This window comes from Rhodococcus sp. MT28, assembly GCF_058792695.1.
On record NZ_JBXAFD010000002.1, the window covers coordinates 354,882 to 379,057 of the forward strand.

21 protein-coding genes and 2 tRNA genes are annotated in these 24,176 nt (G+C 63.8%); 12 read left to right on the forward strand and 11 right to left on the reverse strand.

From position 1 onward, the window contains the following. The first annotated feature begins 64 nt into the window (after window positions 1-64). The 5 genes from AC1Q6C_RS09985 (at window position 65) to AC1Q6C_RS10005 (ending at window position 4,906) form a co-directional block, all read left to right on the forward strand. A tRNA-Ile gene (locus tag AC1Q6C_RS09985) sits at window positions 65-138 on the forward strand. Window positions 139-314: 176 nt separating this feature from the next. Further along, window positions 315-387 (forward strand) — tRNA-Ala (locus tag AC1Q6C_RS09990). A 277-nt stretch (window positions 388-664) separates the two neighbouring features. Beyond that, the gene (locus AC1Q6C_RS09995) at window positions 665-1,774 is read left to right on the forward strand and encodes a baeRF11 domain-containing protein (protein WP_054828211.1); all 1,110 of its coding nucleotides are present in this window, start codon (window positions 665-667) and stop codon (window positions 1,772-1,774) included. Between the two features lie 62 nt (window positions 1,775-1,836). Further along, window positions 1,837-3,501 carry an alpha/beta hydrolase gene (locus AC1Q6C_RS10000; protein WP_007729186.1) on the forward strand — a complete coding sequence of 555 codons (1,665 nt, stop codon included), beginning with the start codon at window positions 1,837-1,839 and terminating at the stop codon, window positions 3,499-3,501. A gap of 127 nt (window positions 3,502-3,628) precedes the next feature. After that, window positions 3,629-4,906, forward strand: coding sequence for a lipase family protein (locus AC1Q6C_RS10005; protein ID WP_492666580.1), 1,278 nt, complete (start codon window positions 3,629-3,631; stop codon window positions 4,904-4,906). A gap of 57 nt (window positions 4,907-4,963) precedes the next feature. Here the strand turns inward: AC1Q6C_RS10005 and AC1Q6C_RS10010 are convergent, their stop codons facing one another. Next, a complete protein-coding gene (locus AC1Q6C_RS10010) occupies window positions 4,964-5,416 on the reverse strand; it encodes a hypothetical protein (RefSeq protein ID WP_019746221.1) in 453 nt (150 codons plus the stop codon). A gap of 90 nt (window positions 5,417-5,506) precedes the next feature. Here AC1Q6C_RS10010 and AC1Q6C_RS10015 point away from each other — a divergent pair, with 90 nt between their 5' ends. Next, entirely contained in the window at window positions 5,507-6,034 is a 528-nt protein-coding gene (locus AC1Q6C_RS10015) for a peptidylprolyl isomerase (RefSeq protein ID WP_007729190.1), read from the forward strand. Window positions 6,035-6,051: 17 nt separating this feature from the next. After that, window positions 6,052-6,996 (forward strand): rhomboid family intramembrane serine protease, encoded by a 945-nt coding sequence (locus AC1Q6C_RS10020; RefSeq protein WP_153213404.1) that lies wholly within the window; start codon window positions 6,052-6,054, stop codon window positions 6,994-6,996. A gap of 31 nt (window positions 6,997-7,027) precedes the next feature. Here AC1Q6C_RS10020 and AC1Q6C_RS10025 read toward each other — a convergent pair whose 3' ends face one another. Beyond that, window positions 7,028-7,555: a lipoprotein LpqH gene (locus tag AC1Q6C_RS10025; RefSeq protein ID WP_492666581.1), complete on the reverse strand. Its 528-nt coding sequence runs from the start codon at window positions 7,553-7,555 to the stop codon at window positions 7,028-7,030. Window positions 7,556-7,859: 304 nt separating this feature from the next. Here AC1Q6C_RS10025 and AC1Q6C_RS10030 point away from each other — a divergent pair, with 304 nt between their 5' ends. After that, window positions 7,860-9,203, forward strand: coding sequence for an MFS transporter (locus AC1Q6C_RS10030; RefSeq protein ID WP_492666582.1), 1,344 nt, complete (start codon window positions 7,860-7,862; stop codon window positions 9,201-9,203). Here AC1Q6C_RS10030 and AC1Q6C_RS10035 read toward each other — a convergent pair. After that, window positions 9,194-11,059 carry a helix-turn-helix domain-containing protein gene (locus AC1Q6C_RS10035; protein WP_492666583.1) on the reverse strand — a complete coding sequence of 622 codons (1,866 nt, stop codon included), beginning with the start codon at window positions 11,057-11,059 and terminating at the stop codon, window positions 9,194-9,196. The two genes, AC1Q6C_RS10030 and AC1Q6C_RS10035, sit on opposite strands and share 10 nt — an antisense overlap. 126 nt (window positions 11,060-11,185) lie before the next feature. Between AC1Q6C_RS10035 and AC1Q6C_RS10040 the strand changes: the two genes are divergently transcribed. After that, window positions 11,186-12,553: an FAD-binding oxidoreductase gene (locus AC1Q6C_RS10040; protein WP_252194697.1), complete on the forward strand. Its 1,368-nt coding sequence runs from the start codon at window positions 11,186-11,188 to the stop codon at window positions 12,551-12,553. Window positions 12,554-12,659: 106 nt separating this feature from the next. Next, a complete protein-coding gene (locus AC1Q6C_RS10045) occupies window positions 12,660-13,508 on the forward strand; it encodes a TauD/TfdA family dioxygenase (protein ID WP_042920736.1) in 849 nt (282 codons plus the stop codon). A gap of 7 nt (window positions 13,509-13,515) precedes the next feature. Here AC1Q6C_RS10045 and AC1Q6C_RS10050 read toward each other — a convergent pair whose 3' ends face one another. Further along, window positions 13,516-14,007, reverse strand: coding sequence for a PH domain-containing protein (locus AC1Q6C_RS10050; RefSeq protein ID WP_051649510.1), 492 nt, complete (start codon window positions 14,005-14,007; stop codon window positions 13,516-13,518). A 107-nt stretch (window positions 14,008-14,114) separates the two neighbouring features. Then, window positions 14,115-14,378, reverse strand: coding sequence for a cell division protein CrgA (gene crgA, locus AC1Q6C_RS10055; protein ID WP_003942576.1), 264 nt, complete (start codon window positions 14,376-14,378; stop codon window positions 14,115-14,117). Window positions 14,379-14,480: 102 nt separating this feature from the next. Between crgA and AC1Q6C_RS10060 the strand changes: the two genes are divergently transcribed. Beyond that, on the forward strand, window positions 14,481-15,194 hold the full coding sequence (locus AC1Q6C_RS10060) for a DUF881 domain-containing protein (protein ID WP_003942461.1): 714 nt from the start codon (window positions 14,481-14,483) through the stop codon (window positions 15,192-15,194). A gap of 22 nt (window positions 15,195-15,216) precedes the next feature. Next, window positions 15,217-15,882 (forward strand): aminodeoxychorismate/anthranilate synthase component II, encoded by a 666-nt coding sequence (locus tag AC1Q6C_RS10065; protein WP_492666584.1) that lies wholly within the window; start codon window positions 15,217-15,219, stop codon window positions 15,880-15,882. Window positions 15,883-15,939: 57 nt separating this feature from the next. Here AC1Q6C_RS10065 and pknB read toward each other — a convergent pair whose 3' ends face one another. Genes pknB through AC1Q6C_RS10095 form a run of 6 tightly spaced genes read right to left on the reverse strand, consistent with a single transcriptional unit; the run spans window position 15,940 to window position 24,023 of the window. Continuing rightward, complete coding sequence (gene pknB, locus AC1Q6C_RS10070) at window positions 15,940-17,865, reverse strand: Stk1 family PASTA domain-containing Ser/Thr kinase (protein ID WP_042453355.1); 1,926 nt, start codon at window positions 17,863-17,865, stop codon at window positions 15,940-15,942. Next, window positions 17,862-19,220, reverse strand: a complete 1,359-nt coding sequence (locus AC1Q6C_RS10075) for a protein kinase domain-containing protein (protein WP_042920732.1) — start codon at window positions 19,218-19,220, stop codon at window positions 17,862-17,864. Before AC1Q6C_RS10075 ends, pknB begins: the two co-directional genes overlap by 4 nt. Before the next feature lie 3 nt (window positions 19,221-19,223). Continuing rightward, a complete protein-coding gene (locus AC1Q6C_RS10080) occupies window positions 19,224-20,690 on the reverse strand; it encodes a peptidoglycan D,D-transpeptidase FtsI family protein (protein ID WP_007735774.1) in 1,467 nt (488 codons plus the stop codon). Continuing rightward, on the reverse strand, window positions 20,687-22,138 hold the full coding sequence (locus AC1Q6C_RS10085; RefSeq protein ID WP_007735775.1) for an FtsW/RodA/SpoVE family cell cycle protein: 1,452 nt from the start codon (window positions 22,136-22,138) through the stop codon (window positions 20,687-20,689). The genes AC1Q6C_RS10080 and AC1Q6C_RS10085 overlap by 4 nt, the downstream gene beginning before the upstream one ends. After that, complete coding sequence (locus tag AC1Q6C_RS10090) at window positions 22,138-23,562, reverse strand: PP2C family protein-serine/threonine phosphatase (RefSeq protein WP_054188724.1); 1,425 nt, start codon at window positions 23,560-23,562, stop codon at window positions 22,138-22,140. The genes AC1Q6C_RS10085 and AC1Q6C_RS10090 overlap by 1 nt, the downstream gene beginning before the upstream one ends. Then, on the reverse strand, window positions 23,559-24,023 hold the full coding sequence (locus AC1Q6C_RS10095; protein WP_003943418.1) for an FHA domain-containing protein FhaB/FipA: 465 nt from the start codon (window positions 24,021-24,023) through the stop codon (window positions 23,559-23,561). Before AC1Q6C_RS10095 ends, AC1Q6C_RS10090 begins: the two co-directional genes overlap by 4 nt. Window positions 24,024-24,176: the final 153 nt, after the last annotated feature.

The following is a 24,176-nucleotide window of genomic DNA, read 5'->3' on the forward strand; positions in this document are numbered from 1 at the left end:
ATTGCTCCGCCGGGCCCGTTTTGGTGTCAGCGGCCCGGTGGGGTAATCTTTGGAATCGGTTCAGGGGCCTATAGCTCAGGTGGTTAGAGCGCTTTACTGATAATGAAGAGGTCGGAGGTTCAAGTCCTCCTAGGCCCACTCCCATGTGCCGAAGAAGGGTTGCTGGAATGAAGGTTTTCCTGCTTGTCGGGGCCGGAATTCTGGTAGCTCTCGGGGTCACCAAGCTGATCAAAAGTCAGCGCGGAGACAAGGTTTGGCACGATTTGGAAACAGGATAGAACCTAGGTACTCTGACTCCGGTCAGAAAACCGAACGGGGCCTTAGCTCAGTTGGTAGAGCGCTGCCTTTGCAAGGCAGATGTCAGGAGTTCGAATCTCCTAGGCTCCACAGTAAGAAAACACCCTCCCGGGATCCGGGAGGGTGTTTTTTGTATGCCGATGTACCCGATCTCTGCTCGCCCCGGCCGGTGCCCGGCTTGTGTGCCCCCGTTTTCGAGCGAATGGCACTTTCGGCGCACTGGAGGCGATGAACATGCCGTTCGCTCGGAGTGGGGTGGCCAGAACCGCGCCCACTATGGACCGTTCGTCCCGAATTCTCCGGAAAGTCTAGTGGTCATAACCAGCCGGGCGTAGCGTGAGGAGAACCCAATTTCAGGAGGTTCGTAGTGCTTCACAACGACATTCCCAGCCACGGTGAAATTGCCGCACTCGCGGAGGTGGAGGGGCCCACCTGCATCACCATCGTTACTCCGACTGAAGATGCGCCGCAGGATTACGACAAAGCGCGCATAGCCTTCAAGGACCAGGTCCGCTCGGCACTCGCATCGGTGGAGGATCCGGCCGAGCGCAAGCAGTTCGAGGCCGAATACGCAGAGCTCGACGACGACGATGATTTCTGGCGCTTCCAGTCGCGCTCATTGGTCACGTACGCGACGCCGGACCGTCTGGTGACCTTCCGCCTCCCCAACCGTCTGCAGGCGCTCGAAACGGTCAGCGATCGGTTTCATCTCAAGCCACTGCTCCGTTCGGTGACGTTCCCCCAGACGGCGTTTGTTCTCGCTCTGGCAGAGGGTTCGGTGCGACTGATCGAGATCGCTGCCGATCAGCCGGCCGACGAGGTCCGTGTTCAGGGAATGCCGAAGAACGCTGCGGATCACGCGGGCAAGTCGTCGATCAACAGCCGTACCGAAGCGGGTCGGTTGTCGGGGTCGGACAGCCGAAAGTTGCGCGTCAATCAGTACGCCCGCGCAGTCGATCACGAGGTCCGCGGTGTGCTCGCCGGCCGTGACGTCCCCTTGATTCTGGCCGCTGCGGAACCCATCGCGTCGGTGTATCGCTCCGTGAATTCGTACCGCCACCTGGTCGACAAAACCGTCGAGGGAAACCCGGAAGCCTTGTCGACGCAGGAAGTGGCGGACGGTTCGCGTCCGGCGCTCGACGACTTCCATGCCGAGCAGCTGGCGGCGGTGCGGGACACCTTCAATGTGCGCACGGAACAGGGACGCACTCAGACGGACGTCGCCGACGTGGCAACAGCCGCGACGTACGGACAGGTCGACACCGTTTTCATCGACATAGATTCCGTCGTACCCGGAAGTCTCGATCCCCAGACGGGCGCTCTCACGACCGGTGAGTCGACCAACGGAAGCACCTACGGGGTCGTCGACGAGATCGCTCGTCGTGCGCTCCTGACGGGTGCGCGGGTGCTCGCTGTTCGCGCGGAGGACATTCCGGGCGGCGGCGCAGTTGCCGCGATTTTGCGCTTCGCCCCGTAAACAGACTGGACGCGTGTGCGCCTCGTGACCTGATTCGGGCACGGGGCGCATACGATTCCGGCATGAAACGTGTGTGGGAACGGCTGCGCCTCTATTGCAAGACGCTGCACCCGGTCGGGCTTGCCTTTGCTCTGGTCTTCTTCACCTGGTCGATGAGTCCGTCCCTGTTGCCGCGCGCGTGGTACCTGCAGGGCGTTGCGACGGGCATCTCGCTCGCCATGGGATACGGCGTCGGCGTGACGGTTGCCTGGATGATCCGCAAGTGCGGCGTCGAACCGCAGTGGTCGGATCGCACCAAGAAGATCGGCTGGCGAATCCTGTTGGTCGCGGCCGTCATTCTGGTGCCGACGTTCTTGGTCCTCGGTTCGTGGTGGCAGCAGATCGTTCGCGATCTCGTGGAAGCTCCACGCACCAATCAAGCGAATTATCTTCTGGTGCTGATGATTTCGCTCGGAATCTGGTTCATCCTGCTCGAGGCAGGCCGTGGTCTTCGGTTCACCACCAACAAGCTCACCGCCGTCGCACTACGGTTCGTTCCCCTCGAGGCGGCGAAGGTCGGCAGCTTGATCGTCATCTTCGCCCTCGGCATCTTCATCGTGAACGGTGCGCTGTACAACGGGCTGATCGCCTTCGCGAACTGGAGTTTCTCCGGTGCGGATCACGAAACACCGGACGGCATCGAACAGCCCATGATTGCAGAGCGGAGCGGTTCGCCGATGTCCGCCGAGGCTTGGGATTCTCTCGGCCAGGAGGGTCGCACCTTCATGGGTAGCGGTCCCACTGCAGCCGAGATCTCTGCATTGACCGGACGTGAAGCGAAGCAACCGATCCGGGTGTATGCCGGACGTGAATCCTCGGACTCGATCAACGGTGTCGCACAGCGGGTCGTCGACGAGTTGGAGCGCACCGGCGGATTCGACCGCGGAACTCTCGCAGTTGTCACGACCACCGGTCGCGGTTGGGTGAACGAGGACGTCGCGTCGGCGTTCGAGTACGTCGAGGGCGGGGACACGGCGATCGCGTCGATGCAGTACTCGTTCCTTCCGAGTCCGTTGGCCTTCATCGCCGACCGTGAGACGCCGATGATCGCCGGCCGCGCGCTGTTCAACGCGGTCTACGCCAAGTGGATCGACTTGCCCGTTGAGACGCGACCCGAACTGGTTGTCTTCGGTGAGAGCCTCGGCTCCTACGGTGGTCAGGCAGCATTTGCCGGCGCCCAGGACATGATGACGCGCGTCGACGGCGCACTGTGGGTCGGAACTCCCAACTTCACTGCCCAATGGCAGGAAATCACGGACAGTCGTGACTCGGGCTCACCGGAGATTCTGCCGGTGATCGACGGTGGCCAGGCAATTCGGTTTGCCGGTGATCCGGAAGATCTGGAGCTGAAGTCGGATTGGGACGACGATCGCATCGTGTACTGGCAGCACGCCAGCGACCCGATCACGTGGTGGTCCTTCGACCTGCTGCTCAACAAGCCGGATTGGCTCAAGGAACCGCTGGGTCGCGACGTGGATCCGGGAATGACGTGGGTTCCTCTCGTGACCTTCTGGCAGGTAACCCTCGACATGGTCTTCTCGGCTGACGTCCCGTCCGGGCACGGTCACAATTACGGCGAGGATGCAGCGGACATGTGGGCCAAGATCCTGCACCCCGAGGCCTGGACCTCGGCTGATACCGACAAGCTTCGTGCGCTGCTGACCACCAATCTGGAGCCCACGAAGTAGTCGTAAACGGTTGTAATTCAGCCTGTTAAGGCGAAAACCTCACGAAAAAGTGTTACGTGAGGTATGTGTTACTCTGCGTTCGCTGTGTGCCAAGCCACAGCGCAAGCGAACGTGGGGAGATCGAAACGTGAAGAGCAGAGCATGGTGGGCGGCAGGGGTCTCCGTCGCGGCACTGGTCATGGGTGCTGTGACGGCCCCTGCCGCAACGGCGGAGCCGGCAGATTTTTACACGCCGCCGGCCGAGCTTCCGGCAGGTGCCAACGGAGATCTCATCAAGAGTGAGCCGTCACCACTGCTGCTGAGCGTGCCCGGATCGAACGGTGCGTGGCCGGCAACCGCCACCAAGATCATGTACCGAAGCGAGGACGCCAAGGGCGCCCCCGTTGCTGTGACGGGCACCTATCTCGAACCGTCGAACCCGTGGACCGGGCAGGGGGCGCGTCCACTGGTTGCCGCAGCGGTGGGAACGCACGGACAGGGCGATCAGTGCGCACCGTCCAAGCTGTTCAACACCGGCATCGAGTACCAGTTCCCGACGGACGTCATGGTCGGCTACGAGTCCATCTGGGTGAACACGTTGCTGCTCAACGGCATTGCCGTCGTAGTCACCGATTACGAGGGCCTCGGGACTCCGGGCGATCACACCTACGTCAACCGTGAAGCCGAAGCACACGCGGTTCTGGACTCGGTGCGAGCCGCTCAGCAACTCCCGAACACGAGCATTCCCGCCGACGGCCCCGTCGGACTGTGGGGTTACTCGCAAGGTGGTGGAGCTGCCGCTGCCGCAACGGAATTGAAGCCGTCGTATGCTCCCGAGCTTGATCTCAAGGGCACGTACGCAGGTGCACCGCCCGCCGATCTGGCGGCGACGCTGCAGCAGGTCGACGGCACGTTCCTCACCGGAGTGATCGGATACGCGCTCAACGGGATCCTTGCCCAGTACCCCGAGGTTCAGCCGCTGCTCGACGCCGAGATCAACGATCGCGGCCGACAGATGTTGGCCGCCACCAAGAACCAGTGCGTCGCCGAAAGTGGATTGCAGTTCGGCTTCCAGCAGTCGTCGAGCTTCACCAATTCCGGTGAATCACTCTCCGCAGTTCTGGCGCGTCTACCCATGGCGCAGGCAATCCTCGACGAGCAGAAGATCGGCAAGCTGACGCCGGAGTCGCCCGTGCTCATTCAGCATGGCCGCTCCGACGACATCGTTCCGTTCGGCCAGGGACAGCAACTGGCGCGAGACTGGTGCGGCAAGGGCGCGACGGTGCAGTTCTCCGTCAACGAACTGCCCCCGATCATTCCGGGACTGGCAATCAATCACGCGACGCCGTACCTGGTGGGTACCCCCGAATCCGTCGGATACATGATCGATCGCTTCAACAACGTCCCGGCACCGTCCAACTGCTGAACGTGAACATCGAAAAGCCCCGGAACACAATCTGTTCCGGGGCTTTTCGTATCTCGACTAAGCGGTCTTCTCGGCCGAGTTCTCCTCGAGGCGAGGGGGTGCGGAAGCGACCGGCGGATGCTCGCGTCGGCGGCTCTTGAAGAACACCGCGCCACCGATCACCGCAACACCGGCGATGACGAACACGGCGACGCGCTTGCGGCCGCGAGGCTTCTCGGTGCGTTCCGCGGACTTCGTGGGGATAGCCTTTGCGCGCTCGACGCCCTTCTTGGCGAGGACTTTGCCCTGACGGCCCAGGAACAACCCGACCTGCCCAGCGCCGCGAGCGACCGACGTCGCGACCACCGCGGCGATACGGCGAGCGTTGTCGGCTGCCTCGGACTCCTTGATGCGAGCCGCTGTCTCTTCGAGGTAGGCGGCAGTCTCGTCGAAGGTGTCCTCGACGCGGGCGCGCGCGTGATCGAAGGTGTCGGGCAACTGCGTGCTGAGGGACTCGGTCACTCGTGTCATGACTTCACTGTGCCATAACAGTGGGGCGAGGACAGGGAGACTTTTGCGGGGCGACATCCGCGAGAACGCCGGCAATGGCACGATGGTGGTGTGACTTCAACTCATCAGACCGCAACCGCAACGCTGCACACGAACCGCGGCGACATCAAGATCGCTCTGTTCGGCAACCATGCGCCGAAGACCGTCGAGAACTTCGTCGGCCTCGCCGACGGCTCGAAGGAGTACACCACCGCAAACGCCGCCGGCACCAAGACCGGCCCGTTCTACGACGGTGCCATCTTCCACCGCGTCATCGACGGCTTCATGATCCAGGGTGGCGACCCCACCGGAACCGGCACCGGCGGCCCGGGCTACAAGTTCGGTGACGAGTTCCACCCGGAACTGCAGTTCGACCGCTCCTACCTGCTGGCCATGGCCAACGCAGGCCCGGGAACCAACGGCTCGCAGTTCTTCATCACCACCGGCCCGACGCCGCACCTGAACCGTCGCCACACCATCTTCGGTGAGGTTCTCGACGACGATTCCAAGAAGGTTGTCGACGCTATCTCCTCCACCGCCGTCGATCGTGGCGATCGTCCGGTCGAGCCCGTCGTGATCAACAGCATCACCATCTCCTGAACAGGTAAAACAAGCAGATGACGAACCCCGGTTGGGGCGGCGGTGCGAGTGAGGGCATCCCGCCCCAACCGCGGTGCGTCCGCCATCCAGATCGACCCACCGCACTTTCCTGCAATCGTTGTGGACGTCCGGCGTGCCCGGACTGCCTCCGCGAGGCGGCGGTGGGATACCAATGTGTTGACTGTGTAGCTGCCGGCCAACGCGATGTCCGCCCCGTTCGGGGCGTCGCCGGAAACACCGTGAGCCCCGCCCGTGCGGTCCCGGTCGTGACGTACACCTTGATGGGGCTCAACGTCCTGGCGTTCCTCGCCACCTTCGCGCAGTCGCGAAGCATCATGAACAATCAGGTCGGCTCGTCGATCTTCGCGAACTGGGCACTCAATCCGGGGCTCGTCGCCAGCGGTGACTGGTTCCGGCTCATCGGCTCCGGGTTCCTGCACTTCGGCATCTTGCACCTCGCGGTCAACATGTACGCCCTCTACATCCTCGGACGCGACACCGAAATCGTGATGGGCCGCTCGAGGTACATCGGCATCTACCTGGTTTCGCTCCTCGGCGGTTCCGCCTCGGTGATGGCGTTCCAGCCGGTGTTCTCCTCGCTCACGGCCCTGTCCTGGACCGCTGGAGCGTCGGGAGCGATCTTCGGCATCATGGGCGCACAGGCCGTCCTTCTATTGCGTTTGCGTCGAAGCCCGGTCCCGATCATCTCGGTGATCGCGATCAATGTGATCATCAGCATTTCGCTGCCCGGGATCTCGTTCTGGGGTCACGCGGGAGGTCTGGTGGCAGGTGCCGCAACGGCCGCTGCATTCCTGTACGCCCCGCAGTGGTTGGGCGCCGGTGAGAACCGCGTGAAAGCAGTGCGTATCGGCTGGATCGCTTTTGGTGCCGTCACCGTGGTGACAATCGGAGTCATCGTGCTCCGCGTCGTCCAACTGCGCGAACAGTTGGGAATCAGCTAGCAAGAATCCTAGGGCCCAGCCGTTCTATGGCTCAGCCGCCGATGATGGACTCGCAGGCGAACGTGATCTCGAAGCTCGACGTCTCCGTCGGGTTGCCCTTGTCCCGGGCGCCGATTCCCTCGCCCGTCACCACGAAGGTATCGCCGTTCTGCTTGGCACTGGCAGATCCGCCGGGCAGTCCCGGTGCGTATCCGGCGGTGTACGGCAGACCGTTCGATCCACCCTCGCTTCCGGCGATTCCAGCAGTCTGAACCGTGCCCGATTCGTCGACGATGGCTGAGACGGTCAACATGCCGTAGGTGGCATTTTCCGCGTCGAGCAGTGTCATAACTGTCGTGCCGCCGTCCTTTGCGCACTTCGTCTCGAATTTGGCGTCGAGCGTCTTCCCGCCGACGGTGGCCGAGGATGTAGCGGACGAGGCGCCGGCAGCGCTCTTGTCGGAGTTGGTCTTGTCGGAGTCGCTGCCGCAGGCGGAGGCGAATAGAGCGACCGCCGCGAGGGTGGCAGCGAATGCGGTGGAGGACCGGCGGGTCATCGTGGTCCGAACCAACTTCGTCATGTTCTGTCCTTCAAGTCACGCGGTGCGTCCGCACTTGCTCTGGCTGTTTCGCCGACAACACTAGCCAGTGACTTGGTGCTCGTAGCTCTAAACCCCCAGCTCAGACGGGTTTGTCGCCTTCGACTGTTCAGGGACGTTCGTCGGGCTGCCCGGGATCATCTGTCGGATCTTTGGGAGCAATCGCACATGCAGAGACGGCTTCTGTAGAGATTGTCCACATAGGTTGGGCTCAGTCGTGCTTCTACTGTGGCTTGAGTCACTTCGTAGATAGCAACGCTGACCTTTTCCGAGGAGTACCCCTGCAATGACCTCCACCGATAGCACCACCACTGACGGTGGGGTTGCGCCGAGCGAGATCGAAACTCGCGTGGTGAAGAAGGTAGCGCGCCGGCTGATTCCCTTCCTGATCCTGCTCTATTTCGTGAACTATCTGGATCGTACGAACATCGCTTTCGCCAAGCTCACCATGAGCGCCGACCTCGGTATGACCGAGACGATGTTCGGGCTCGCATCCGGTCTCTTCTTCGTCGGCTATCTGTTGTTCGAGGTGCCGAGCAACCTGGCCCTGCACCGCTTCGGCGCCCGGCTGTGGATCGCGCGGATCATGCTCACCTGGGGCATCCTCGCCGCTGCGCTGGCATTCGTGCCCAACGTGGGCAGCCTCTATTTCCTCCGCATTCTGCTGGGAATCGCCGAGGCCGGCTTCTTCCCCGGAGTTCTTCTCTACCTGACCTTCTGGTTCCCGAAGAAGTACCGCGTACGCCTGATGGGCTTGTTCCTGCTGACACTTCCGCTCTCGTCGGCGCTCGGTGCCCCGCTCTCGGCTGCCATCATCCAGTACGGCGACGGCCTGTTCGGGTTGGCCGGATGGCGCGTGATGTACCTGATCGAGGGTCTGCCCGCCGTGATCTTGGCGTTTGTCGTCTGGTTCTACCTCACCGACCGTCCCGCCGACGCGAAGTGGTTGACCCTCGAGGAGCGCACCTGGCTGATGAAGTCGATGGCCGACGAGGAGAAAGAACTCGGCGACGCCGGTCACCAGTCGGCCGGCAAAACCCTGCGTGATCCCCGCGTCATCGGTTTCGGTCTGGTCTACTTCGGAATCACGTACGGCCTTTACGCTTTGAGCTTCTTCCTGCCCAGCATCGTCGCGGGATTCAAGCAGACGTTCGACACCGATTTCTCGCTCGTCGAGACAGGCCTGATCGTGGCCGTCCCCTACGCGATCGGCGCTGTCGCGATGGTGCTGTGGAGCCGCCATTCCGACAAGACCGGTGAACGAATGTGGCACGTTGCAGCCCCGACGCTCCTGGGCGCGGTATCCATTCCGATTGCGCTGTACATGGATTCACCGTTCACCGTCATGATCGCGGTCTCGCTCACCGCCGTCGGCGTGCTGTGTGCACTCCCCGTATTCTGGTACCTTCCCACCACGTTCCTGACGGGTGCCAGCGCGGCCGCGGGCATCGCCATGATCAACTCGATCGGCAACGCGTCGGGCTTCGGTGCTCCGTACATCACCGGCTGGCTCACCGATGTGACCGGAAATGCCAAGGCAGGACTGTGGGTGGTGGGCGCCGTGATGCTCTGTGCCGCAATCCTTGTGGTGGCACTGGCAAAGCGATCGAGCAAGCCCGCTCAGATCTGACCGAGTTTCCCGGCACTGGCACGCAGCCGGATCAGGAGCGCAAGATCGAGCGCCTGGTCCGGCTGACGCCACTGTGTACCGATCAATCGGTCGATCGACTCGAGCCGTTGGTACAGAGTGTTGGCGTGAATCGCGAGCGCGGCGGCGGTCGCGGAGTGCTTGCAATTGTGTGACAGGTACGACGCGAGGGTGTCCAATAGCGGAACGCCGCGTCGTTGCTCCTCCTCGAGGAGAGGACCGAGGGAACGCTCTGTCAGGGCTTCCAGTTCTTCGCGGCCGGTGCGGCTGAGGAGAATTCGGTAGATGCCGAGTGAACTTGCCGGTTCCACGTGGGAGGCCCGACCGAGAGTCTCGAGGACGTCGACGGTGTGCTGTGCCTCGACATACGCCCGCGCCAGACCTTCCGCTCCCACCGCGGGATCGGCGATTCCCACTGTCGGGTTCTCCGCCGGCTGCACCCACGCCGCCGCAACTGCTGCCGGTGACATTCCGGGAATCAGTGCGATGACTCGCGAACCATGTTCGGCAACAACGGTTCCCGAGGGGAATGCAATTTCCTCGATACTGCGACGCGCACGGTCGACGGCGTCGGCCGGGCGGGCCACCACGACGGTGTACGAGCGGTCAGGATTGAGCCCGGCCAGGCGGAACTGACCGGTGACCTCGGCTGGCGTCGGCGCAGGCCTGGTGATCAGATCGACCAGAAATGCGTCGCGTGCCCGACGGGTAGCTTCCCTGGCCGCCCGTTCGCCGACCAGTGCCAGCGCAATGGCGGGAGCTGACCTTTCGAGTGCCAATCTCATGGCGGCGGTGGGTTCCTGGCGCGAGAGTAGGAACAGAACTCCGAGTTGGTCACCGGCACTGCGTACTTCGGTGGCGAACAGGAACTGCTCACCGACGATCAGCGTCACCTCCTGCTCGCGTCGGTCGGCGGCAAAGATGTCGAAGACCCGATGCACGCTCTCGCTCACCCGTTGCAGTCCCGGTGGAATCTCGGATGTTCCGGTCACGAAGAACACCGGCGAACCCGTCGACGCCGAGGTTTCCTCCACGAGTTCACGGACTCCACCGCCGCGCAGGACAACTTGTGTGAGCGAACGATCCCAAGTCAGTGTCTGTTCGAGAAGTGCTGTGCGCTTAGCAAGTTCGGTGTTCGCTGCATTCACTTCTGCAACCGTCGCGCGATAGCGTTCGAGAGAGCGGGCATTCTCGATCGCCACCGAGGCATGAGCTGCGAGGGCGGACAGCAACGCAACTTCCTCGTTGCCGAATCGGCGCTCCTGACGTTTGCACGCGCACAGCGCACCCAGGATCTTGCCGTTCAAGGTCAGCGGCACGGCCAACAGGCCGCGCATGTTCTCCGCTCGCGCTGCGTCGTCGGCGGGCCCGATGTGTGCAAACGAGGGGTCGTTTCGATAGTCGGAAGACCAAGCGGGAGAAGAGTTCTCGACTACGCGACCGATCAGACCTTCGCGGAACGGAACCGTGAGGCCGAGCAGTTGGGAGGTGTACGCACCGCTCGTGACTTCGATGATCAAGATGTCGTCGTGAATGAGAGCAAGGTACGAAAGGTCCACGCCGAGTAGTCGTTTGGCCTGATCCACGATCTCCTGCAGGAGGGCGTGGTGATCGTGCATCGTGGTCAGCAGCGACGCGATGTCGTTGAGTGCCCCGAGTTCGGTGGCGCGCTGTCGGCGCTGAGCCAGGAGACTTCGTAGTTGAAGTGCCGATCGGGCTTCTCGCTCGATTTCGGCGGCGACTTCGGGGCCTGACCCAGCGGCCAACTGATCGCGGTGTTCGATCAGTTCCTCGGTGGATGCCTCGGCCAGGAGAAGCTGTAGCCAGTTCTCGTGCATCCGCGCTCCCTTGTCAGACCAACTCGTCAGACCAATGATGAGTATGGAGAAAATGTCCATACAGTTTCCGGTTTCTCGGAGTAAATCTACATGGGGTGGTGTAGCGGCCGTCACTATCGTGGAGACATGACACTCCTCGAGGCGCTCGGCTCGCAAATCGATGCGGATCGACTGATCACCGACCCCGACATCATGGCGAGCTACATCCACGACGACGCCGAGTGGGCTCCCTACGAGATGCCGGTCGCGGTGGTCCGTCCGCGCACAGCCGAGCAGGTACAGACAGTTGTGCAGGCGTGCATCGCCCACGGTGCGCCCGTCGTCACGCGCGGCGCCGGCACCGGTCTGTCGGGTGGAGCCAACGCAGTCGCCGGCGGCGTCGTGATCGCCTTCGACGCGATGAACGCCATCAAGGAGATCAACACCCTCGAGCGTTTGGCCGTGGTCGAACCCGGAGTGGTCAACGATCACCTCCGCGACGCCTGCGCCGAGCACGGCCTCTGGTATCCACCCGATCCGGCGAGCGCACCCTGGTCGACGATCGGCGGCAACGTCGCGACCAATGCCGGCGGCCTGTGCTGCGTCAAGTACGGCGTCACCAAGGACTACGTGCTGGGCATGCAGGTGGTTACGGGAACCGGTGAGCTGGTTCGGCTCGGGCGTCGAACTGCCAAGGGAGTGGCTGGGTTTGATCTCTCGGCACTCATGGTCGGCTCCGAAGGCACTCTCGGGGTGATCACCGAGGTGACCGTCAAGCTTCGTCCTCAGCGCGATCCCGAACGCACCATCGTCGGATACTTCGACTCCATCGTTGCTGCGGGCAAGGCCGTCGAGGCCGTCGCCGCAGACGGGCTCACGCCGTCGGCCCTCGAGCTGATCGATCGGCAGTGTCTCCTTGCCGTCGACGCCTGGAAGAACATGGGCCTCTCGGCTGACGCCGAGGTGGTCCTGCTCGGCCGAATCGACACACCGGGCGAGATCGGCGACGCCGAAGCCGAGCGAATGTTGGCCTGTTTCAACCGTTCCAGGGCTACCTGGAGCGCGAGATCCACCGACCAGGAGGAAGCCGACGCCCTGTTCTCCGCCCGGCGTCTGGCGTACCCCGCCCTCGAGCGGCTCGGCCCGGTGCTCACCGAGGACATTTGCGTCCCAAAGGCGGCGGTCCCGGAGATGTTGGCACGGATCGAGGCCATTTCGGCCCGGCACGACACGCACATCGCGAACATCGCGCACGCGGGTGACGGCAACCTGCACCCGCTGCTGATCACGCCACACGACGACGAAGCGGCGCGGAGGCGCGCTCAGGCCGCTTTTGCCGAGATCATCGACAACGCCCTCGAGTTGGGCGGAACCGTCACCGGTGAGCACGGCGTCGGCCTACTGAAGATGGGTGGCCTGGCACAGGAACTGTCACCGGCCGTCGTCGCGATGCATCATGCAATCAAGGGCGCACTCGACCCTCACGGAATCATGAACCCGGGCAAGGTGATCTGAAAGGCTGGCTCCGTAACCGAATCGGTTTCCGGAGTTACGCCGTCGAAATGACGAGTTCCTACGCTCGAGTTGAACCGTTTGGCCAACTCGACGTATGGAGTCATGAATGTTCTCTTCCGATTTGACGCTGGCAAGTGTTGTTCCGCGGCGCGTGGAGACGGTCGAGGCCGTCCGGGCGGCAATCGCTCTCGACGGCGCCGCGGTCTTCGGTGGCCTGCACACCGAGGAAGATGCCATTGCCTTCGCGTCGAAGTTGCTCGGTGAGAAGTGCATTCGCGTCGGCCGCCAGTTCGAGGCGAGTGCCAAGAGTCAGGATGCCGAAGCCGCTGTCGTCGACACGCAACCGGTGGACGAACGCGGCCGCAAGCGCTCGTTCGGTATCTCCGGCGAGCGGATGACTGCCCACAACGACGGTTTTGCGTTCGGTGACTACGCGCCCGACTATCTGTTTCTGTGGTGCAAGCGTCCGGCGTATCCGAGTGGCGGCGACTCGTTTCTCATCGATGCGCTCAAACTGACGCGGTTGCTCGCCTTCGATCCCGCAACCGCTGAATTGGCCGAATTCTGTTGGAGCACAGACATCGACCATTCGGAACCGAACTTCCCGCAGAACACATTTGCGCCGATCGCCAGGACGGTGCCGAGTGGACGCAACCAGGTTCGCTATCACCCGTACCTCGCGCCGATCGCCGGTGAATCGGAAGTAGCGCAGTGGCCGCTGGTGAAGCAGTGGAGTGAGGCCGTGATTTACGTGCGAGACAGCGGGCCGATGTTCCGCGCCGAAGCAGGCGAGATGATCTGCATCGACAACTACCGGGTGCTTCACGGCCGCGACGGATACACCGACCCCGGCCGTGAGCTGTACTCGATCTGGGGATGGTCGAGCGACGCCGTCGCGGTGCCGCAGCAGGCTCTAGACATCGTGCAGCCGGACCTCGCGGCACTGGCCATGTAACCCGCGCCTACTTCTCGGGCGGCACCAAGCCGTGAACGGCGAGCACGTCCAGGACGTCCTCCGGCGTCGTACCGAGATCCCAGCGTCCGAAGATCAACAGCTTCTCCGTGTCGGTGGGACGGTCGACGATGTCGATCTCGAGCATCGGGACGCGTCGACCCAGACGCGGGTAGCGGACAAGCCGCACGCGGTCGATCTGTTCGTGAGTGAACTCGTGCCGGGCGCGCAGTCGCTGCACCGCGATCGACTTGGTTCCCCCGTCTTCGATCACAGCCAGGCGGGGACGCTGACGCAGGGCGAGTCCGCCCATCACGAACAGCCCGATCACCGCGAGGGCGAGCAGGAAGCGGCCGGCCGGCTCCGTGGGCGCGATTATCGAGGCGATCGCGAGGGCAATTCCGCCGCCGAACATCGCGTAGACAACACCCATCGGAGTGGCCCACGAGATCACCTCCGTGACGTTGTCACGAGGCTGTGGATGAAATTCATCCTCGAGCATGTGGATAACTTCCTAGGTTGTCCACAGGAGTTATCCACAATGGGGATGAATGACACCCATGTAATTGAATGACGGTCACGATCCGGGTCGAATCAGATACTCGCTGTTCAGCGCCATCTCATGGTCATGACAAGGCCGACAACCATGAAACCGAAGCCGACGAGGAAGTTATAGTTTCCCAAGTCGTTCATCCACGTGATCGAATCCGCGGCCAAGTAGTACACAATCAGCCATGCCAGGCCGACAAGCATGAATCCGAGCATCACCGAGACGTACAACGTGCTCGACGGACCCATCTTCACCTTCACCGGAGTGCGGTTTGCCGGGTTGACTGTGTAGTCGTTCTTCTTACGGACCTTCGACTTGGGCATGACGTCCTCGCTCTACGGTGTGACCTGCATGTGTTACCTACACGCTAACGTAGCTGTGTCCAGTTGGTCACCGGCCGACCTGCACAATCCGGGAGGAGCCACGTGTCTTCGGGTGAATCTTCACGAACCGTCTGGCACATCGGTGTACTTGCCGTCTGCCTGGTAGCCGGTCTGATGGTCGCCACGGCGCAACGATCCGCCGAGGAGAACCAGCTCCAGGTCACCGAAAGCACCAGGCTCTCCGATCTGGTTCGCAGCGCCCAGGCCAATGCCGAAAAAGTCTCGGCCGACCGGGACGAACTTGCCGCCCAGCTCGATTCGCTGCAGCAAGACGCCGCTCGGTCCGACGCCGGAGTGGCCGCCGCGCTCGGTGACATCAAGAACATCTCCGCCGACGCGGGACTGACGGAGATGACCGGCCCGGGTGTTGTCGTCACGATGACGGACGCTCCGCGCAACGCCGACGGCAAGTATCCGGTCGACGCCACCCCGGACGACCTCGTCGTGCATCAGCAGGACGTTCAGAGCGTCCTGAACGCACTGTGGGCGGGCGGTGCCGAAGCGGTGGGCATGCAGGACCAACGGATCATCAGTACGTCGGCGCCGCGGTGCATCGGAAACACTCTTCTTCTGCACGGTCGCACCTACAGTCCGCCCTACGTGATGAGTGCCATCGGCGACGTCGCGCGCCTCGAGGCGGCACTCGCTGCCGAACCGGGCATTCGGATCTACAAGCAGTACGCGACCCGCTTCGGCCTCGGGTACACGCAGGCAACGCCGTCGCAGATCACGGTCCCCGCCTATACCGGCGGATAGCACGGGCGTTTACCCTGCTCTCATGAGGATTCTCGTCGTCGACAACTACGACAGCTTTGTGTTCAACCTGGTGCAGTACCTCGGCCAGCTCGGAACCGAAGCCGTGGTCTGGCGCAACGACGATCCACAACTGACGGCAGACCTCGAAGGTGCAGTAGCGCAGTTCGACGGCATTCTCCTGAGCCCGGGCCCCGGAACTCCGCAGCGCGCGGGAGCGACGATGGATCTGGTGAAGGACTGCGCCGACACCAAGACTCCGCTGCTCGGCGTCTGCCTCGGACACCAGGCGATCGGTGCGGCTTTCGGCGGAACCGTCGACCGCGCGCCCGAACTGCTTCACGGCAAGACGAGTCTGGTTCACCATAAGGACGTCGGCGTCCTGGCCGGACTGCCCGATCCGTTCACCGCTACCCGCTACCACTCGCTGACGGTTCTCGAGGACACCATTCCCGAGGAACTCGAGGTGACCGCCCACACCGAGAGCGGCGTCGTGATGGCGATGCGTCACCGCGAACTGCCGATTCACGGCGTCCAGTTCCACCCGGAGTCCGTCCTCACTCAGGGTGGACACCGGATGCTCGCGAACTGGCTCGCAGTCTGCGGTGAGGCGCCTCCGGAAGGACTCGTCGCAGCTCTCGAGGCCGAGGTCGCGTCGGCGCTCGGCGGCGCATTGCCCGCAATTCTCTGACACCTGTCCACAAAAAAGTGCCTCCCGGAAATCTCCGGGAGGCACTTTTTCACTTTGCTAGCGGCCGGGGATTCCGAGCGCTCCGACGCTGACGGTGATGACCGCGTCCTTGGAGATCTCCGAGCCCGGAGGCTGCGTCTGCGAGACGATCTTGCCCACCATTTCCGGGGTGAGCGTCGTGCTCTGGTTCTGCACCAGCTGCGAAGCGGTTCCGGCCCAACCGGCTGCGCGAAGCGTGCTCAACGCCTCCGACACCGTCTTGTTGGTCAGATCAGGCATCGCGACCTGGTTGCCGTTGGACACTCGTAGCGTCACGGTCGAACCCTTGGTGGCCGACGTACCGCCGGTCGGGTCGGTCGAAACAACCTGTCCCTTCGGCAGTCCCGAATCGATCTCCGTGATCTGGACGACGAACCCGGCACCTTCGATGTTGGGCCTCGCCACCTCTTCACGCTGACCGGTGACGTCCGGGACACGAACCTGCTCCGGTCCGGTGCCGACGGTGATCGAGACCGCGGAATCGAGAACAACCGACACTCCGACGGCAGGATCCTGATTGACGATCTTGTCGACCTCGGCGACGGTCGATGCCGCCTTGCCGATGGTCGGATCAAGTCGGAGTCCGACGGAGTTGAGCTTCTTCTCCGCGTCGTCCTGGCTCAGCCCGGTCAGGCGTGGGATCGCGACCTGCTCGGGTCCGGTGGACACGTCGATGGTGACGGTGCTGCCCTTCTCGATACGCACCCCGGCAACCGGACGCGTCGTGATGACGTTTCCGGCGGCGATCACCTTGTCCGTCTTCTGCTGACGCTCCACCTGGAATCCGGCGTTGGTCAGCGTCGCCTCGGCGACGTCGGCGGGCTGGTTGGTCAGGTCACCCGGAACGGTCACCATCTCGACCTTCGGCGAGTTCACCCGAATGAGGAAGAACGTCACCAGACCGATCACCAGAAGCGCCGCGATGCCCATCAGGGCGTAGCGTCCGCCCTTCTTCTTGGCAGGCGGCTCGGCGGCGCGAGTTGTCCTCGCAGGAACCGGCTCGACCGGATCGGGAGCGGTGCGGTAGTTCCCGGTGTCGGAGCCGACGGCGCCGAGGATGGTGGTGCGGTCCTCGTCGTTCATCACCATCGGCGCACTCGGACGCTGACCGCCCAGGACACGCACCAAGTCGCTGCGCATGTCGCCGGCGCTCTGGTAGCGGTTGGCCGGGTTCTTGCTCATCGCCTTGAGAATGATCGAATCCAGCTCGCGCGGAATGTCGGGATTGATCTCCGACGGCGTCTGCGGATCTTCACGAACATGCTGGTACGCCACGGCGACCGGTGAATCACCCTTGAAGGGCGGCTCGCCCGTCAGAATCTCGAACAGCACACAACCGAGCGAGTACACGTCCGAACGCGCGTCGACCTGCTCACCTCGCGCCTGCTCCGGCGAGAGGTACTGAGCGGTGCCGATCACGGCGGCCGTCTGCGTCATCGGGCTCGACGCGTCGGAAATGGCACGGGCGATACCGAAGTCCATCACCTTCACGGCGCCGGCACGGTTGATCATGATGTTGGCGGGCTTGACGTCGCGGTGCACGATGCCGTTGCGGTGGCTGAAGTCCAAAGCCGCACAGACGTCCGCGATCACTTCCATCGCCTTGCGCGGAGCCATCGGCCCGGTGCTGCGCACGATGTCACGCAACGTGTCGCCGTCGACGTACTCCATGACGATGTACGGCAGCGGCCCGGCGTCGGTCTCGGCTTCACCGGTGTCGTAGACGGCCACGATCGCCGGATGGTTCAGCGCGGCAGCGTTCTGCGCCTCACGACGGAACCGCAAGTAGAACGTGGGATCGCGCGCGAGGTCTGCACGCAGCACCTTGATCGCGACGTCGCGGCTGAGTCGGAGGTCGCGCGCCAGGTGAACCTCGGACATTCCGCCGAAGCCGAGAATCTCACCCAGCTCGTAGCGGGAGGAGAGATTGCGGGGTGTCGTCATTGGTCTTGTCCTAGCGGTTCTTCAGCGTCTCCGGGATCCGCCAACGGCTCAGTGGTCGTTGTGGTCGTCGTTGTCGTCGTGGTGGTGGTTGTGGTCGTCGGAGTTGTTGTTGTCGTGGTCGGCGTTGTCGTGGTGGTTGTCGGCTCGGTCGTGGTTGTCGTCGGCCGAGTCGTCGTTGTTGTCGGCTCGGTGGTCGTCGTTGTCGGCCGAGTCGTCGTGGTGGTGGGCTTGGTCGTCGTGGTGGTCGGCAACGTCGTGGACGTGACGGCGGGCGGCGTCGGGTCGCTCGGACCGTCGGTTGCGATCCAGACTCCGCCGATGATCAACGCCAACAAGATCAATCCGCCGCCGGCCCATGCCACGGCCTTCTGCCCACTGGTCATTCCGCCGGCTGCCGCGTCGTCCGTTGCAGCTGCGCCCGTCACCGGGCCCGCGTACGTCGGCGGCATGACCTGCGTGGCACCCGTTGCCGGCAACGCGCTCGCGGCACCGGTGGCGAGCAGACCGGGCGGCGGTGGACGCCTTCCTGCCCGAACGGCTGCAACGGCGTCGGCGAACTCGCCGCCACTGGCGTAGCGGCCGGCCGGATCCTTGGTCAACGTGATGTCGATGAGCTCGCGGATGTTCGGCGGCAGGTCGGCCGGCATCGGCGCCGGGGTTTCCTGCACGTGCTTCATCGCGACGGTCAGCGCGCCGTCACCGGTGAACGGGCGTCGACCCGAAAGTGCTTCGTATCCGACGATTCCCAGCGAGTACACGTCGCTCGCCGCGGTCGCGTCCTGACCGAGGGCCTGCTCGGGCGCGATGTACTGGGCGGTGCCCATCACCATTCCCGTGCGCGTGACAGGAGAGTTCTCGACGGCCTTGGCGATGCCGAAGTCCGTGATCTTCACCTGGCCAGTAGGCGTGATGAGGATATTGCCCGGCTTCACGTCGCGGTGCACGACACCGGCGTCGTGTGCGACCTGCAGGGCGCGGCCGGTCTGCTCGAGCATGTCGAGGGCATGCGGAACCGCCAGGCGGCCGACGCGTGCCAGGACGGCGTTGAGCGGTTCACCGTTGACGAGTTCCATCACCAGGTACGCCGTGGAATCACCCGAGCTGTCACGGGTCTCGCCGTAGTCGTAGATTCCGGCGATACCGGGATGGTTGAGCTGCGCGGTGGTGCGGGCCTCGAAGCGGAAGCGCTCCAAGAACTCCGGATCGGAAGAGAACTCGGACTTGAGTACCTTGACGGCGACGCGACGGTTGAGCCGGGAGTCGGTGGCTTCCCACACCTGACCCATCCCACCGGTGGCGATGAGACGGATCAATCGGTAACGATCGGCGATCAAAGCGCCGTTGTTCAACGCCACGGTTCAGCCCCCTTGGATTCCGGCTGCGATGACTGCACGACCGATCGGCGCAGCAACCGAGCCACCGGTAGCGGCAAGTCCGCGGTCACCACCGTTCTCGACGATGACGGCCACGGCGACCGTCGGATTCTGCGCCGGTGCAAAAGCGATGTACCAGGCGTGCGGCGGAGTTTCCCGCGGATTCACGCCGTGCTCGGCGGTACCGGTCTTGGACGCGATCTGAACGCCGGGGATCTTGCCGTCGCCGCCGGTGAAGTTCTCCGAGCCGATCATCAGATCGGTCAGCGTGGCCGCAACTGCCGGCGAGATCGCCTGACCCATCGACACCGGTGACGGCGTACTGAGATCGGTCAGATCGGGTGCCTGCAACTGGGAGATCAGGTTGGGCTGCATCCGCACACCACCGTTGGCGACGGTAGCGGCGATCACTGCGTTCTCGAGCGGGGTCACCGCGACGTCGCGCTGGCCGATGCTGGTCTGGCCGAGGGCCGCGTCGTCGGAGATGTCGCCGACGGTGCTGTCTGCGACCGGCAGCGGGATCGCGGGAGTGTTGGGCCCGATGCCGAAAGCGCTGGCCTCGTCCTTGATGGCGTCGGCGCCGTCCTTGATGCCCAGTTCGACGAAAGCGGTGTTGCACGAGCGCGCGAAAGCGTCGCGCAACGACGCCGTCGGGTTGGGGCCGCACGTGCTGCCGTTGTAGTTCTCGAGGGTCGTGCTGGTGCCGGGCAGCGTGATCTGCGGCGCCGCGGTCAGCTGGTCGTCCGGCGTCGCACCGTTGCCAAGAGCTGCAGCCGTGGTGAGCACCTTGAACGTCGAACCGGGCGGGTAGGTCTGCGAGATAGCGCGGTTGACCAACGGATCGTTGGGATCGGCATTGAGCTCGTCCCACGCCTTGGTGGTTTCGGCGCCGTCGTGGCTGGCAAGCAGATTCGGGTCGTAGCTCGGGGTGCTGACCATCGTCAGGATGCGTCCGGTGCTCGGCTCGATCGCGACGACGGAACCGGTGTAACCCTTGCTGGTCAGCTGGTCGTACGCCACCTGCTGCATGGCCGGATTGAGCGTCGTGACGACGTTGCCGCCGCGCGGATCGCGTCCGGACACCAGGTCGAAGAAGCGCTGACTGAACAACCGGTTGTCCGAGCCGTTGAGAATCGGATCTTCGGTGCGCTCGAGGCCGGCGCTGCCGTACTGCATCGAGTAGAAGCCCGTGACCGGTGCGTACGGGTACGGATTCGGATACTCGCGCAGGTACTTGTACCGGTCGTCGGTGGCGCGGGAGGCGGCAAGCACCTGACCGGAAGCCGAGATCTGACCTCGCTGGCGTGAGTACTCGTCGAGCAGCACCCGCGAGTTGCGCGGGTCGGCTCGCAGGTCGTCAGCTTTGATGACCTGTACGTACGTGGCGTTGGCGAGGAGCGCGACGACCATCACCATGACGGCCATCGCGACGCGGCGCAGTGGAGTGTTCATACGCGCGGCATCATCTCGGTATTGGCGTCAGCGATTGGGGGCGGACCTTTCTTCTTCGTCACTACCGGCGCACGAGCCGCGTCCGAGATCCGGACGAGGATGGCCAGCAGTAGGTAATTCGCGAGCAGCGACGAGCCGCCGTACGACATGAACGGTGTAGTCAGACCCGTCAGCGGGATCAGCTTGGTGACGCCGCCGACGACGACGAAGATCTGGATCGCGATGGTGAACGACAGACCGGCGGCGAGCAGTTTGCCGAAGCTGTCGCGCACTGCCAACGCCGTACGCAGGCCGCGGACGATGAGAAGCAAGAACAGCATCAGCACAGCGGCCAGGCCGATCAAGCCGAGCTCTTCGCCGATGGTCGCGATGATGAAGTCCGTCTTCGCGAACGGCACCTGGTTGGGTCGACCACTGCCCAGACCTGTTCCGGCGATACCGCCGGTGGCCAGGCCGAACAGCGATTGCGAGATCTGATACCCGGTATTGGCGTAGTCGCCGAGCGGGTCCAGCCAGGTGTCGACGCGCACGCGCACGTGTCCGAACATCTTGTAGGCGAAGAAGAATCCGATGGCGAGCAGTCCGCCGCCGATCACCAGCCAGCCCACACGCTCGGTCGCGATGTAGAGCATCACCAGCACGGTGCTGAAGAGCAGCAACGACGTACCGAGGTCGGTTTCGAAGACGAGCACGCCCACCGAGACGATCCAGGCGAGCAGGATCGGACCGAGGTCGCGGGCACGCGGAAAATCCATGCCCAGGAAGTGTTTACCGGCCGAGGTGAACAGGTCGCGCTTGGCGACGAGCACGGACGCGAAGAAGATGATGAGCAGGATCTTCGCGAACTCACCTGGCTGAATGCTGAATCCGGGCAGGCGAATCCAGATCTTCGCGCCGTTCACGCTCGAGAACTTCGCCGGCAGGATCGCGGGAATCGCCAGGAACACCAGGCCTGCGAGGCCGAGCGTGTAGCTGAACCGCGCCATCAGGCGGTAGTCCTTCAAGAACACCAGCAACAGCACGAATCCGGTGATCGCCAGTGCAGTCCACATGACCTGCTGGTTCGCATCCGGAGACGGTGCCTCGACGCCGTTGTAGAGCGCTGTCTGTTCGTCGGCGAGGTCGAGCCGGTGGATGAGCACCAACCCAAGGCCGTTGAGCAGGGCGACGATCGGGAGCAACAGCGGATCGGCGTATGGCGCATACCGTCGAATTGCCAAGTGCGCGATCAGGAACAAGCCCGTGTACGCGAGCGCGTACTTGGCCAGATCGAGAGTGATCTTCTGTTCCTGGCTCGCCTCGACGAGCAGAAGCGAGACCGTCGTGATGATGACGGCAAAGCCCAGGAGCAGTAGCTCCATGTTTCGACGGGTCGACTGGACCGGCGCCGGGGCAAAACCTCCGGGCGGACTCGGAAAAGCCGTCCCCGCAGCTGCGTTGGACGACATCAGTTGACCGTCCTGCAAGTCTGACCGGGAACTTCGGTCGGCGTAGGCGTAGTCGTGGGTGCCGCCGTCGTCGGCGCAGCAGGCTCCCCGGGCGGTGCGGGGGGCGGCGTGGTCTCCGGTGCCGGCGGGGGAGTGGGCGTGGCCGTCGTTGTCGGAACCGGCTCACAACGAGGCAGCAGATCGCCGCCGATGAGACGGATCATCTGGCTCTGCGCATCCTCACGCTTGCCGGACGGCAGCCCGGCGCGCACCTGCTCCTGCGCCGACGGCTGCAGATCCGTCACTTCGAGGATGTTGCAGTTGCTGGGAATCGCGTCGGGGGAGACGAGGGTAAGGACGTCGTCGTCGCCGACGCAACCCACCAGATCCGCGTCTTGCAGCGAGTAGCCGAGCACCGAACCGGGGATTCCGCGCAGCACAGTCACGCGGCCATTGTCTTCGCCGACGTAGTAGTTGTTGCGGATGACGGCGCGGCCGATCACGGCGCCGACGCCGACCAGTGCGATCAGCACCACGGCGAGGACCACCCACCACAACCGGTTCCGCTTCTTCTTCGGTTCCGGTTCGGGTTGTGAGACAACTCGCTTGGGCGTCGCGCGCGGCGGACGCATGGCAGCGGCGCGGCCGGCCGCGGTGTTGGGGGGAGGGGCGTCCTCTTCCTCTTCCGTCGACGCGGCGCCCGCGACGATGGGATGCGACTGGCCGTAGTCGAGGTCGATGACATCGGCGACGACGACGGTGACGTTGTCGGGACCGCCGCTGCGCAGCGCCAATTCGATAAGACGGTCGGCGCACTGCTCCTGCGAGCCCTCGCGCATCGTGTTCTCGATGGTCTCGTCGCTGACCACGTCGGAGAGGCCGTCGGAGCAGAGCAGGTAGCGATCGCCGGCGCGGGCTTCGCGCACGGTGAGCGTCGGCTCGATCTCGTTGCCGGTCAACGCCCGCATGATCAGGGATCGCTGCGGGTGAGTGTGTGCTTGCTCGGCGGTGATCCGGCCCTCGTCGACCAGCGACTGAACGAACGTGTCGTCGCGGGTGATCTGCGTCAGGTGATCGTCGCGCAGCAGGTAGGCGCGCGAGTCGCCGATGTGCACGAGACCGAGCTTGCTGCCGGAGAAGAGAATCGCGGTGAGCGTGGTGCCCATGCCGTCGAGTTCGGGTTCTTCCTCGACGTGATCGGCGATGGAATCGTTGCCCTCGCGGGTGGCTGCCTCGAGCTTGCCGAGCAGATCCTCGCCGGGCTCGTCGTCGTCGAGATGCGCCAGAGCGGCAATCATCAACTGCGACGCGACCTCACCGGCCGCGTGCCCGCCCATACCGTCGGCCAAAGCTAACAGGCGTGCACCGGCGTACACGGAATCTTCGTTGTTGGAGCGCACGAGACCGCGGTCGCTGCGCGCCGCGTAGCGGAGAACAAGGGTCACGGGCGTAGCTCGATTACCGTCTTGCCGACGCGAACCGGAGTGCCCAGCGGCACGCGCACCGCAGTGGTGACCTTGGCGCGGTCCAGATAGGTGCCGTTGGTCGAACCGAGATCCTCGACGTACCAATCAGCGCCGCGCTGAGAGAGCCGCGCATGGCGCGTCGACGCGTAATCGTCGGTGAGAACGAGCGTCGAATCGTCGGCGCGACCGATCATGACGGGCTGAGAACCCAGGGTGATGCGGGTACCGGCGAGGGCGCCCTGCGTGACCACCAGGTACCGAGGCACCTTCGCCTTGCCCAGCGAGGGCAGGACCTTTCCGGCGCGGGTGTACCGCGGCGGAACCCTGACCCCGGAGCCGGCATAGATGTCGGAGCGGAGAGTGCGGAGGACTGCCCAGACGAACAGCCACAGTAGGAGCAGGAAGCCCGCCCGTGTGAGTTGCAGAATCAGGCCCTGCACGGCTGTCCACCTCCTTCTATGGCTCGAGCCCCGCCGCAGCGGGGTTCGAGCATTGTCGACTGGCAGCATCATGGGGGGCTCTGGGCCCCGAAGATCACGATACTGACAGCCGCGTGACGGCGGCGCGCCGACGGACCGCCGAATGTTCGATTG

Excerpts from the sequence above, each read along its gene's own strand:
- AC1Q6C_RS10000 (WP_007729186.1), top strand. The coding sequence starts at position 1,837 with ATGAAACGTGTGTGGGAACGGCTGCGCCTCTATTGCAAGACGCTGCAC.
- AC1Q6C_RS10010 (WP_019746221.1), bottom strand. The coding sequence starts at position 5,416 with ATGACACGAGTGACCGAGTCCCTCAGCACGCAGTTGCCCGACACCTTC.
- AC1Q6C_RS10020 (WP_153213404.1), top strand. The coding sequence starts at position 6,052 with ATGACGAACCCCGGTTGGGGCGGCGGTGCGAGTGAGGGCATCCCGCCC.
- AC1Q6C_RS10025 (WP_492666581.1), bottom strand. The coding sequence starts at position 7,555 with ATGACGAAGTTGGTTCGGACCACGATGACCCGCCGGTCCTCCACCGCA.
- AC1Q6C_RS10030 (WP_492666582.1), top strand. The coding sequence starts at position 7,860 with ATGACCTCCACCGATAGCACCACCACTGACGGTGGGGTTGCGCCGAGC.
- AC1Q6C_RS10035 (WP_492666583.1), bottom strand. The coding sequence starts at position 11,059 with ATGCACGAGAACTGGCTACAGCTTCTCCTGGCCGAGGCATCCACCGAG.
- AC1Q6C_RS10040 (WP_252194697.1), top strand. The coding sequence starts at position 11,186 with ATGACACTCCTCGAGGCGCTCGGCTCGCAAATCGATGCGGATCGACTG.
- AC1Q6C_RS10045 (WP_042920736.1), top strand. The coding sequence starts at position 12,660 with ATGTTCTCTTCCGATTTGACGCTGGCAAGTGTTGTTCCGCGGCGCGTG.
- AC1Q6C_RS10050 (WP_051649510.1), bottom strand. The coding sequence starts at position 14,007 with ATGCTCGAGGATGAATTTCATCCACAGCCTCGTGACAACGTCACGGAG.
- crgA (WP_003942576.1), bottom strand. The coding sequence starts at position 14,378 with ATGCCCAAGTCGAAGGTCCGTAAGAAGAACGACTACACAGTCAACCCG.
- AC1Q6C_RS10065 (WP_492666584.1), top strand. The coding sequence starts at position 15,217 with ATGAGGATTCTCGTCGTCGACAACTACGACAGCTTTGTGTTCAACCTG.
- pknB (WP_042453355.1), bottom strand. The coding sequence starts at position 17,865 with ATGACGACACCCCGCAATCTCTCCTCCCGCTACGAGCTGGGTGAGATT.
- AC1Q6C_RS10080 (WP_007735774.1), bottom strand. The coding sequence starts at position 20,690 with ATGAACACTCCACTGCGCCGCGTCGCGATGGCCGTCATGGTGATGGTC.
- AC1Q6C_RS10085 (WP_007735775.1), bottom strand. The coding sequence starts at position 22,138 with ATGTCGTCCAACGCAGCTGCGGGGACGGCTTTTCCGAGTCCGCCCGGA.